At 34.3% G+C, this 11,886-nt stretch carries 7 protein-coding genes; 5 read left to right on the top strand and 2 right to left on the bottom strand.

Annotated features, from left to right (window positions below):
• Window positions 1-445: 445 nt before the first annotated feature.
• The 4 genes from polA to ACH2BP_RS08120 all read left to right on the top strand — a co-directional run bounded on the left by polA (window position 446) and on the right by ACH2BP_RS08120 (window position 9,391).
• The gene (polA, locus tag ACH2BP_RS08135; protein WP_395058770.1) at window positions 446-3,304 is read left to right on the top strand and encodes a DNA polymerase I; all 2,859 of its coding nucleotides are present in this window, start codon (window positions 446-448) and stop codon (window positions 3,302-3,304) included.
• Between the two features lie 75 nt (window positions 3,305-3,379).
• Window positions 3,380-4,690, top strand: a complete 1,311-nt coding sequence (locus tag ACH2BP_RS08130) for a serine hydrolase domain-containing protein (protein ID WP_395058768.1) — start codon at window positions 3,380-3,382, stop codon at window positions 4,688-4,690.
• Between the two features lie 13 nt (window positions 4,691-4,703).
• Window positions 4,704-6,035 (top strand): deoxyguanosinetriphosphate triphosphohydrolase, encoded by a 1,332-nt coding sequence (locus ACH2BP_RS08125; protein ID WP_395058766.1) that lies wholly within the window; start codon window positions 4,704-4,706, stop codon window positions 6,033-6,035.
• A gap of 86 nt (window positions 6,036-6,121) precedes the next feature.
• Window positions 6,122-9,391 (top strand): PA domain-containing protein, encoded by a 3,270-nt coding sequence (locus ACH2BP_RS08120; RefSeq protein WP_395058764.1) that lies wholly within the window; start codon window positions 6,122-6,124, stop codon window positions 9,389-9,391.
• Between the two features lie 48 nt (window positions 9,392-9,439).
• Here the strand turns inward: ACH2BP_RS08120 and ACH2BP_RS08115 are convergent, their stop codons facing one another.
• Entirely contained in the window at window positions 9,440-11,212 is a 1,773-nt protein-coding gene (locus tag ACH2BP_RS08115; protein WP_395058762.1) for a 1-deoxy-D-xylulose-5-phosphate synthase, read from the bottom strand.
• A 37-nt stretch (window positions 11,213-11,249) separates the two neighbouring features.
• Here ACH2BP_RS08115 and ACH2BP_RS08110 point away from each other — a divergent pair, with 37 nt between their 5' ends.
• Window positions 11,250-11,690 carry a nucleoside deaminase gene (locus tag ACH2BP_RS08110; RefSeq protein ID WP_395058760.1) on the top strand — a complete coding sequence of 147 codons (441 nt, stop codon included), beginning with the start codon at window positions 11,250-11,252 and terminating at the stop codon, window positions 11,688-11,690.
• 55 nt (window positions 11,691-11,745) lie between these two features.
• On the opposite strand, the gene ACH2BP_RS08105 is transcribed toward ACH2BP_RS08110, so the two are convergent.
• Window positions 11,746-11,886: cold-shock protein (locus ACH2BP_RS08105; protein ID WP_395058772.1), on the bottom strand; the 141-nt coding region annotated here is incomplete at its 5' end.

The following is an 11,886-nucleotide window of genomic DNA, read 5'->3' as shown; positions in this document are numbered from 1 at the left end:
ATAACTAGATAAGTCTGCAAAACCCATTTAGTTTTAAGTACCGTTTTAAATGCTTGATAAGAATATATTTCTATAAAAAACAACACTGAGAAAAGAATCAAAAAACGAAGTATCATTCTATTTTTTTTCACAAAAATAGAACTCAAATAATTCTTAATCACATAAATTTTAGTTAATATTTTATGTTTTAGTAAATTAATTTTATTTAAAAATCATTTATACAAATACTAGTTTGTAAATATTTGAAACCAAAACAGCAATAATAAAAAAAATTAAAACTACGAATTTTATATCTTTACTTTTAAATAGAACGTTCATAACCTTAGTGTTTCTGGAATAAAGGAACATTATTTTATTACTTAGCACAAAAAAAATGTCATGAAACAGGAATTTTATTGCACGAAAGCTGGTATTGTTTATTATTTTTACATTCAAATAAAATTTTATGTCACAAAAACGCCTTTACCTTCTTGATGCTTACGCCTTAATATTTCGCGGTTATTTTGCTTTTATAAAAAACCCAAGAATCAACTCAAAAGGAATGGATACTTCGGCCATTATGGGATTTATGAATGCCTTGATGGATGTTATTAAACGTGAAAAACCTGACCATTTAGCAGTTGCATTCGATAAAGGCGGAAGCACTTATCGTTACGAAATGTACCAAGAATACAAAGCACATCGTGACGAAACACCCGAAGCCATAAAAATTGCCGTTCCTTACATTCAAGAATTGTTGAAGGCAATGCACATTCCTATTATTGAAGTTCCCGGTTTTGAAGCCGATGATTTAATAGGAACAATCGCAAAACAAGCAGAAAAAGAAAACTATCAAGTCTTTATGGTTACTCCGGATAAAGATTTTGCACAGTTGGTTTCCGAAAATATTTTCATGTACAAACCAGCCCGAATGGGGAATGGAATAGAAATTTGGGGTGTTCCCGAAGTTTTAGCACGTTTTGAAATTGAACGTCCAGAGCAAGTTATCGATTTTCTAGGAATGATGGGGGATGCCGCCGACAATATTCCAGGTTTGCCCGGAGTTGGCGAAGTGACCGCAAAAAAATTATTGAAAGAGTTTGGTTCGATGGAAAATCTTTTGGCAAATACCGACAAACTAAAAGGTGCATTGAAACTAAAAATCGAAGCCAATAAAGAAAAAGGTGTTTTATCTAAAAAACTAGCCACCATCCTACTCGATTGCCCAGTTACTTTCAATGAAAATGATTACGAATTATCAAAACCAGATGTTGAAAAAACAGACGAATTGTTTCAAGAATTAGAATTTCGTCAAATGAAAGCACAGTTTGATAAATATTTTGGAACTGGAAAAGAATATGACGAAATTGACACAAATGGCAACGGAACTTCAAACGATACGCCACAACCAACTAAAAAAACTACAGTTAAAAAATCGAACGAAGATCAATTCGATTTATTTGGTTTTTCTGATGAAGAAAGTGGCGAGGTAAAAACAGATTCCCATTATGCAAATCTAGAAAACACGCAACATTTTTACCAAAGCATAGAAGGTGATTTCGCTGTAAAATTGCTACTTCAAAATTTAATGAACCAAACTTCTGTTTGTTTTGATACTGAAACCACAGGAATTGACGCCCTAAATGCTGAACTGGTTGGAATGTCATTTTCGTTTGAAAAAGGAAAAGCATTTTACGTTCCGTTTCCAGAAAACCAGGAAGAATCACAAGTTTTAGTCGATAAATTTAAACCATTTTTTGAAAGCGAAAACATCGAAAAAATTGGTCAAAACATCAAATATGATTTAAAAATCCTGTCACATTATGGAGTTGAAATCAAAGGAAAATTATTCGATACGATGATTGCGCATTATTTGATAAACCCTGACATGCGTCATAATATGGATGTTTTATCTGAAACTTATTTGAAATATTCTCCCAAATCTATTGAAGATTTAATTGGTAAAAAAGGGAAGAATCAAAAGTCAATGCGCGATGTTGCTTTGGAAGAAATTAAAGAATATGCTGCCGAAGATGCTGATATCACGTTTCAATTAAAACAAAATTTTAGTCCAATTCTCGATAAAGCCGAAATCGAAAAATTATTTGATGAAATCGAAATTCCATTAATTCCAGTTTTGGCAGCAATGGAATTGGAAGGAATAAATCTTGACGTTCCATTTTTGAAATCGATGTCGGTTGAAATGGCCATCGAAAGTAAGGCATTGGAACAAAAAATATATGAAACTGCTGGAGAAAAATTTAATCTAGCTTCACCAAAACAGTTGGGCGATGTTTTATTCGACAAAATGAAAATTGGCGGAGCCAAACAAAAGAAAACCAAGACCGGTCAATATGCAACTGGAGAAGAGATTTTAAGCTATTTGGCAAATGACAATCCAATTGTAAAAGACATTCTCGACTGGCGTCAAATGGTGAAATTACAAAGCACTTACATTGATGCTTTACCGAACCAAGTAGACGCAAAAACAGGTCGTGTTCATACGGATTATATGCAAACTGTTGCAGCAACGGGGCGATTGAGTTCTAACAATCCGAACTTACAAAACATTCCAGTTCGAACTGAAAGAGGCCGATTGATACGGAAAGCTTTTATTCCAAGAGATGAAAATCACACGTTAGTTTCTGCCGATTATTCGCAAATAGAATTGCGTATTATTGCCGCTTTATCTGGCGAAGAAAATATGATAAAAGCGTTCCAAAACAACGAAGATATTCATAAAAGTACCGCTGCAAAAGTGTTTAATATGCCTTTAGAAGAAGTTACAAAAGAACAACGAAGCCATGCAAAAACGGTAAACTTTGGAATTATATATGGTGTTTCGGCTTTCGGACTTTCCAACCAAACTTCGCTTTCTCGAAAAGAAGCTGCAGAGTTGATCGAAGCTTATTACGAAACGTATCCAAAACTAAAAGCGTATATGTCGAACCAAGTCGATTTTGCTCGAGAAAACGGTTATGTACAAACGGTTTTAGGAAGAAGACGTTATCTGAAAGATATCAATTCTGCCAATATGATGGTAAAAAGTGGTGCCGAACGAAATGCAGTAAATGCACCCATACAAGGATCGGCAGCTGATATTATCAAAATTGCGATGATAAATATTCATAAAAAATTAACATCTGAAAACTGGAAATCGAAAATGTTGCTTCAAGTACACGATGAATTGGTTTTTGACGTTTATAATGAAGAACTCGAACGCATAAAACCTATGATAAAACACGAAATGGAAAATGCATTTATAATGAATGTTCCTTTAGATGTTGAAATTGGAGTTGGGTTGAATTGGCTGGAAGCGCATTGATAATAACGTATTAATAACAACCCTCCTTGCTGGGTTTAAAACCCTGCAAGGAGGGTTGTTCTAAATAAAAAAATTATGAAAAAATCAATCTTATTATTAGCATTCATATTCTCGCTGACACTTTCGGCGCAACAAAAAACACGTTTCGACAAAATAGATAGTTTGCTGGTTTATCTGAACCAAAACAACAAGTTTATGGGACAAGTTTGCATACGTGAAGCGGGAAATGTAGTTTTCGAAAAAGCGTATGGTTTTGCCAATGTCGAAAATAGTTTGAAAGCAAATAAAAATACAAAATACAAAATTGGCTCCATCACAAAAACATTTACTGCAGTGATGATTATGCAGTTAATTGAAGAAAGAAAGTTAAAATTAGACACTAAGTTATCTAAATTTTATCCTCAAATTCCAAATGCTAATAAAATTACGATTCATGATTTATTGCATCATCGCACAGGAATTTTAGACTTTATAAATGGAGATTCGACCGTAAATGTTTACCAAAAAGTATCAAAAGATGAAATGATTGCAAAAATCGCAGGTTATAAATCAGTTTTCGAACCCAATTCTAAATTCGAATACAGTAATTCTAACTACTATATATTAGGTAGAATCTTGGAAGATGTCTCTAAAAAAGATTACGCAACCAATCTTGGTGAAAGAATTATAAACAAACTTCAATTACAAAACACATCGATTGCGACAAACGTAGATCCCGTCAAAAACGAAAGTTACTCCTATAATTTTCATGATAAAAAATGGTCCTTAAATAAGGAATGGGATATGTCGCAAGCCTTTGGCGCTGGAAATATTGCCTCGACTACTGGAGATTTGACTTTTTTTCTAGATGCTGTTTTTAATGGTAAATTACTAAAGAAAACTTCAGTAGATGAGATGACAAAACTAGAACAATCCTACGGAAAAGGATTCGTTGTATTTCCTTTTGGCGAAAGAAAATTCTTTGGTCACACAGGAGGGATAGAAGGCTTTCGAGCTGTTGCAGGATATTATCCAATTGAAAAAACTGGTGTTTCGCTTATTGTAAATGGAGATAATTATAACCGTAACGATATTATGATGGGGATTTTGAGTATTTATTACAAAATGCCTTTTCAATTCCCAAATTTAACCACGTTTGAAGTTACTAAAGACAAATTGGAAAGTTATCAAGGTGTTTATGCATCGATAGAATTGCCTATCAAAATCACCATCAAAATCGAAAAAGGAGAACTAACCGCGCAAGCTACAGGACAAGGTTCATTTGCTTTAATTCCAATTAGCGAAACCGAATTTGTGTTTGATGCAGCTGGTGTAAAACTTACGTTCGACGCAAAAAATATGACTTTAAAACAAGGTGGCGGTCAATATCTTTTTACTAAAGAATAAAAAATTAAATCGAATGAACTGGGAACAACTATTATCACTAAAACGTCAAGGCGATACAAGCAAACGATTGCGAAAAGAACAGGACGATACTCGTTTGGGTTTCGAGGTCGATTATGACCGAATTATATTTTCAGCCGCTTTTCGTAGTTTGCAAGACAAAACACAAGTGATTCCACTTTCTAAGACAGATTTTGTCCACACAAGATTAACCCATAGTTTAGAAGTTTCGGTAGTTGGACGATCTATTGGAAGATTAGTTGGCAAAAAAATTATCGAAAAATACCCACATCTTCAAGAAATACATGGTTATCAACCAAATGATTTTGGAGCTATCGTAGCTGCAGCTTGCTTAGCACATGACATTGGTAATCCTCCTTTCGGACATTCAGGCGAAAAAGCCATTGGCGAATATTTTTCGATAGGAAAAGGGCAACAATTTAAAGACAAGTTGACCGATAAGCAATGGCAAGATTTAATCGATTTTGAAGGAAATGCAAATGGCTTTTCGGTACTTACAGCAAGTCGCCCAGGAGTTACTGGGGGTTTAAGACTTACATATGCAGTTTTAGGAGCCTTTATGAAATATCCTAAAGAAAGTTTACCTAAAAAACCAACTTCAAATATTGCTGATAAAAAATATGGTTTTTTTCAAACAGATAAAGATTTCTTTAAAGAAGTCGCTTCAGAATTGGGAATGATTCCTAATAAAACTGGAGATGACATTGGTTACGAACGCCATCCGCTCGCCTATCTTGTCGAAGCTGCCGATGATATTTGCTATACCATTATCGATTTTGAAGACGGCATGAATCTCGGCTTAGTTTCGGAAGATTTTGCTTTAGAATATTTAATAAAATTAGTCAAAGACAGCATCGATTCTAACAAATACAATACATTAACCACAAAAGAAGATCGTATAAGTTATTTGCGTGCTTTAGCAATTGGAAGTTTAATAAGTGATGCAGTAAAAATATTTGTAGAAAACGAAAAAACTATCCTTGAAGGAAATTTCTCATATTCATTAATGGACAAAAGTAAATACAAAGCCCAAATGGATGATATCATAAAACTAAGTGTAAAAAACATATACCAAAGTCGTGAGGTTATCGAAAAAGAATTAATTGGTTATCAAATTATCAACAATCTTCTAGATAAGTTTGTTACCGCTTACAACAACAAACACGAGGGAAAGGCAACAAATTTTGATGCTTTATTGCTTAAAATTTTACCCGAAAAATACCATTTAGAAAAAGAATCTTTATACGAACGATTGCTACATATTTGTCATTTTGTATCGATGCTTACCGATGGCAATGCATTGTTATACAACAAGATTGTGTCTTAAAAAACCCAATTTTAACTCTTCGAAATTTTGTTTTAAAAAAAAAAATATTATATTCGTTACTTAATCCCAATTTAAATCATAAAATTATGAAAAGAAATTTATTTTCAACAATTTGTGCTTTACTTGTTTTCGTTACAGGTTTCTCTCAGAGTAAACTTGATCAAAACACTAAGAAATCTAACAACAAAAAAGTAAATGTTGTAGCTTCTAATGGTGTTTTAACAAAAAAACAAGTTAAAGAATTACGCAAAAAACATGCTAATTATTTAGCACACAACAAGGTAATTAAAACCTATGCTATGTCTAAAAAAGAGAGACTAGCTCTTGGTTTGGCTCCTAACAAATACTTCGAGCAAGAATGGTTATTAACTATGAATCCCACAACTGGCAAGCCTGAATTCGATAAATTAAAAAAATTAAGAGATGATCTTAATTTAGAGAGAGAGAAACTTATTGAAACAGGAAGAACTCCAGGAGACGCTAGTGATAACAACTGGGTTGAAAGAGGTCCTACAAATGTAGGAGGCAGAACAAGAGCCATTATGTTTGATCCAAACGATGTCACATATAATACTGTTTTTGCTGGAGGTGTAAGTGGTGGTTTATGGAAAAATACAAACATTTCGAGTGCAGCTTCTTCTTGGACTAGAGTGAATATTCCAGAAAATTTAAATATCAGTTGTATTAAAGCCGACCCAGTTACTCCGACTACTTTTTATGTTGGTACAGGAGAATCATACACTGGCGGTGATGCTGGAGGAGATGGTGTTTGGAAATCTACAAATAGCGGAGTAACTTGGACTAGAGTTCTAGGAGGAATTACAGGCCCAACAGTATTTCAGTCTGCTGCAAATGTAACCGTTAATTCTCCTGCAGGAATAGCGGGGAATTATGCATGTTTCCCGACTACATCATTTGGCTCAGCAATTACAACTCCAATTATTCAGAATGTTGTTTTAGTAATTGACGATACTGCCCCAACTTCTGATGGATGTACGACTTTAACAAATGCAGCAGCATTAAATGGTAAAATCGCATTAATAAGAAGAGGTGTTTGTAGCTTTGCTATCAAAGTAAAAGCCGCTCAAGACGCAGGTGCATTAGCGGTAATTATGATGAATAATGCTGCTGGAACTCCAGTTGCCATGGGAGGAACGGATGCGACCATAACAATTCCATCGTGTATGATTTCTCAAGCAGACGGAAATATATTAGAAACAGCTTTAGGCTCAGGCACTGTAAACGCTACTTTAAACCCAAGTACACCAGGGATGGTTACAGGTAATATCGTACCCGGAATTCAATTTATAAATGAAATTGCAATAAGAAATAATGGTGGAATATCAGAAATTTTTGTTGCAAACGGAGATTCATTTTCAAACGGTGCATATATGGGATCTGAAACTATAGGAGTATATAAATCAGCAGATGGTGGTGCCTCATGGTCTTTATTAAACTTACCGCTAACAGCTGCTGGTAATAAGCATTGCCCTAATGATATAGCCATTGGAGCAGATAATAAAATATGGGTGTCTACAACAGAAAGTACTGCGTTCAATGATGGAGGTGGAAAAGTATTCTCGTCTTCTGATGGTGGAGTAACTTTTGTAGATAAATATACGGTTACAGGAAATGGCGGAGGAGACAGAACTCAAATTGAAGCCTCTGCAACTAATGCCAATAAGATTTATGTATTGGCTGGACTTAAACAAGCAGTACCTACTACACCTACTGTCGAAGTTAAAATTATTAGAACAACTGATGGTTTTGCAACTTCAACAGCTACGTCATTGCCCGCAGGAAACGGGTCGGGTAGAGAAGTAACTTACGGTTTTACAGGCGGACAAGCTTTTTATGACTTAATGATAAAAGTTGATCCAAGTAATGATCAAATTTTATATGTAGGAGGTATCGATTTAAGTCGTTCTGCCGATGGAGGAAACTCTTGGACGGTTATATCAAATTGGACTTCAAATGTTCACTCAGATCAACATGCTATGGCATTCAAACCAAATAATTCAAATATTGGAATTTTCGGAAATGATGGAGGCGTGTATTATTCTGGAAGTTTGTCAACGACAGGAACCCCTGCAACATCAAGAAATACAGGATTTAACGTAACACAATTCTATAGTTTAGGAGTTGCTCCTAGTGGCGCAACAGGTGGTAATTTGGTAAATGATTATTTTGCTGCCGGAGCTCAAGATAATGGTTCACAGTATTTCTCTAGTGCTGTACCTGCAACAAACACAAGTGTTGAAACTCAAGGTGGCGATGGAGCCTATACCATGTTCGATCAAGGTGCTGATAAATATTACATTACCAATTATATTTACAATCAAAGCATTAACCGTAGAACAACTGCTGGCGCAGTAAAAAGTATCAATTCAGAAACAACTGACAATGGTGCGTTTATTAGCCCAATGGCTTTAGATTCTAGTTTAGACATCTTATATTCTGACTATACAACCACTGCAAATGTTTATGGGGTTAGGAGATATACAAATGTTGGATTAACTGGAACAGTTGCAAAAGCAGTACTAACAAATGCACTTTTAACAGGTTCACCAACAGCTATTACGGTTTCTAAATATACTACAGCGACATCTACACTATTAGTAGGTACTAGAAATAATAAATTATTAAGAGTTACTGGCGCTAATGCTGTTGCTCCAGTACCTGTTTGGGCCGACATTACAGGGTCTGGTTTTGTAGGAAGTGTTTCTGATGTTGAATTTGGAGCTTCAAACAGTGAAATCCTTGTTACTTTCGGTAACTATGGTGTTGTAAATATTTGGTATAGCTCAGATGCCGGTGTAACTTGGCAAAACAAAGAAGGAAATTTACCAGACCTTCCCGTTAAATGTATTTTACGAAATCCTTTAAATACAAATGAGGTTATTATTGGTACCGAATTAGGTGTTTGGTACACCAATACTTTCAACAATGCATCTCCTGTATGGAATCAATCTTATAATGGAATGAGTAATGTTAAAGTTACTGATTTAGATTTAAGAAATGACAACGCAGTTTATGCTGCTACTTACGGGCGAGGGATTTTTTCTGGAGTATTTACTACAGCTATTCTTTCTACAAAAGAGAATGATATTGTTTCTAATTCATTTAAAGTTTACCCAACTGTGAACAACGGAAATGTAACTATCCTGTCTAGTCAATATTTTGGTCAAACAAAATTAAACTTATTTGATATTTCGGGTAAAAATGTATTTTCAAATACAATTAATTTAGATGGCTCTGAGCAAAAAATTAACTTAGGTAATTTGAGTTCAGGAAATTATATCTTGAAAATTTCAGGTGAAAACTTCGAAGGAACTAAGAAATTAGTTATCGAATAACACGATAAAAACCAAACTAAAAGCGTTCACAAATTGTGAACGCTTTTTTTATAAAATAGAATCAAATAATTCAATCAAACTATCTTGATCAATCTTACAAATCTTTTGAAGCTCTAATATAGATCCCTGCTCTATAAAATTATCTGGAATTCCTAAATTTTTAATTAAGATATTGAATTTGTTACTATTTGAAAATTGATTAACAATACTCCCAAAACCTCCAATTATCGTACCTTCCTCTACAGTTATGATTTTTTTATATTTCATAAAAATCTCTTTAAGTAAAACTTCATCCAGAGGTTTTACAAAAGGAAAATGATAATGGGAGAATAAATCAGAATTTTTAATTTTAGCAAGAGCTTCAATAACATTATTTCCAATAGTTCCTGTAGATAAAACAGCAATTTTAAAACCTTTTTTTAATTGAATTCCTTTACCTATTTCAACCTGTTCAAATGGTAATTGCCAATTTTGAATTACTCCACGACCTCGTGGATAACGAATCGCAATTGGATGGTTTAATCCTAATTGTGCAGTGAACATAATATTTCGCAATTCAATTTCGTTTATTGGCGCATAGATAATCATATTTGGGATACAATTTAAATAGGCAATATCGAAAACACCGTGATGTGTTGCACCATCTTCACCAACCAGTCCTGCCCTATCCAAACAAAAAATGACTGGTAAATTTTGCAATGCAACATCATGAATAATTTGATCATATGCTCTTTGCATAAATGTGGAATAAATATTACAAAAAACCACCATTTCCTGTGTTGCCATTCCTGCAGATAAAGTCACAGCGTGTTGCTCTGCAATTCCAACATCAAAAGCACGTTTTGGAAAAGCTTCCATCATAAATTTCATCGATGAACCCGATGGCATAGCAGGCGTAATTCCTATTATTTTTTCGTTTTGTTGCGCTAGTTCTACTAAAGTTAATCCAAAAACATCTTGAAATTTTGTTGGTAGATTTTCTTCAATTTTGAGAAGTATTTCGCCAGTAATAGCATCAAATTTACCTGGCGCATGATATTTTACCTGATCTTCTTCGGCTAGCAGTAAACCTTTTCCTTTGGTTGTAATTATGTGAAGGAATTTTGGTCCTTTTATATTTTGCAATCGCTTCAATTCTTTGACAACTGCAAAAATATCATGACCGTCTATTGGTCCTGAATAATCAAAATTCAAGGACTTAATCATGTTGTTATCTTTGTGATTCTTCCCTTCTTTTACAGCTGTGAGATAATCTTTAAGCGCTCCAACACTTGGATCAATTCCAATAGCATTGTCATTAAGAATTACTAGTAAATTCGCATCCGTTACTCCCGCATGGTTTAAACCTTCGAAAGCCATTCCTGAAGCAATTGAAGCATCTCCGATAACCGCAATGTGTTGTTTGTTAAAATCTCCGTTAATATTAGAGGCAATCGCCATTCCCAATGCAGCAGAAATTGAAGTCGATGAATGACCTACACCAAATGCGTCATAAATACTTTCGCTTCGTTTGGGAAAACCAGAAATACCGCCTAATTTACGATTGGTATGAAAATTTTCTCTTCGCCCAGTTAATATTTTATGTCCATAAGCTTGATGACCTACGTCCCAAATCAATAAATCTTCGGGCGTATTAAATATATAATGCAAAGCAATTGTAAGCTCGACAACTCCGAGGCTTGCGCCCAAATGCCCCTCGTTTTTTGAAACAACATCGATTATAAAATCACGCAATTCTTGGGCAACTTGTGGTAATTGATTTATATCTAACCGACGTAAATCCTTTGGATTATTTATATTTTGAAGTAAATTATCAGACATAAAGCAAATGTACAAATTGAATTCTTATTTTTGCTTTATGGAAAACATTTTCACTGACGAATATTTTATGAAAAAAGCTTTACAAGAAGCATATATAGCTTTTGATAAAGATGAAATTCCTGTGGGCGCCATTGTGGTAACAAACAATCGAATAATTGCTAAAAGTCACAATCTAACTGAATTATTAAATGATGTTACCGCTCATGCAGAAATGCAAGCCATAACAGCGTCGGCAAATTTTTTGGGAGGAAAATATTTAACCAACTGTACTTTATATGTTACAATCGAGCCTTGCCAAATGTGTGCAGGCGCTTTATATTGGAGCCAAATTTCCAAAATCGTTTTTGGTGCAAGTGATACACAACGTGGATTTACTAAAATGGGAACTCAATTACACCCTAAAACTATTGTAGTTAGTGGTGTTTTAGAAGAAGAATGTTCAAGTTTAATGAAGGGATTTTTTAGAAAAAAAAGATAAAAAAAACCGCTTCATATGAAACGGTTAGTTTTTCGGTATGCCAAAAAATAATTTATTATCCTTCGATAACTACTACTTGAGCAGCTACTCTACCTTTTCTTCCTTCTTCTTCTTCGTAAGAAACTTTGTCTCCTTCTCTTAACTCTTCAGCTTTAATACCTGAAGCGTGTACGAAAATGTCTTTTCCTGTTTCGTC

Source organism: Flavobacterium sp. (genome assembly GCF_043756175.1).
Classification (GTDB): Bacteria; Bacteroidota; Bacteroidia; order Flavobacteriales; family Flavobacteriaceae; genus Flavobacterium.
This window is presented reverse-complemented; position numbering and strand designations above follow the sequence as displayed.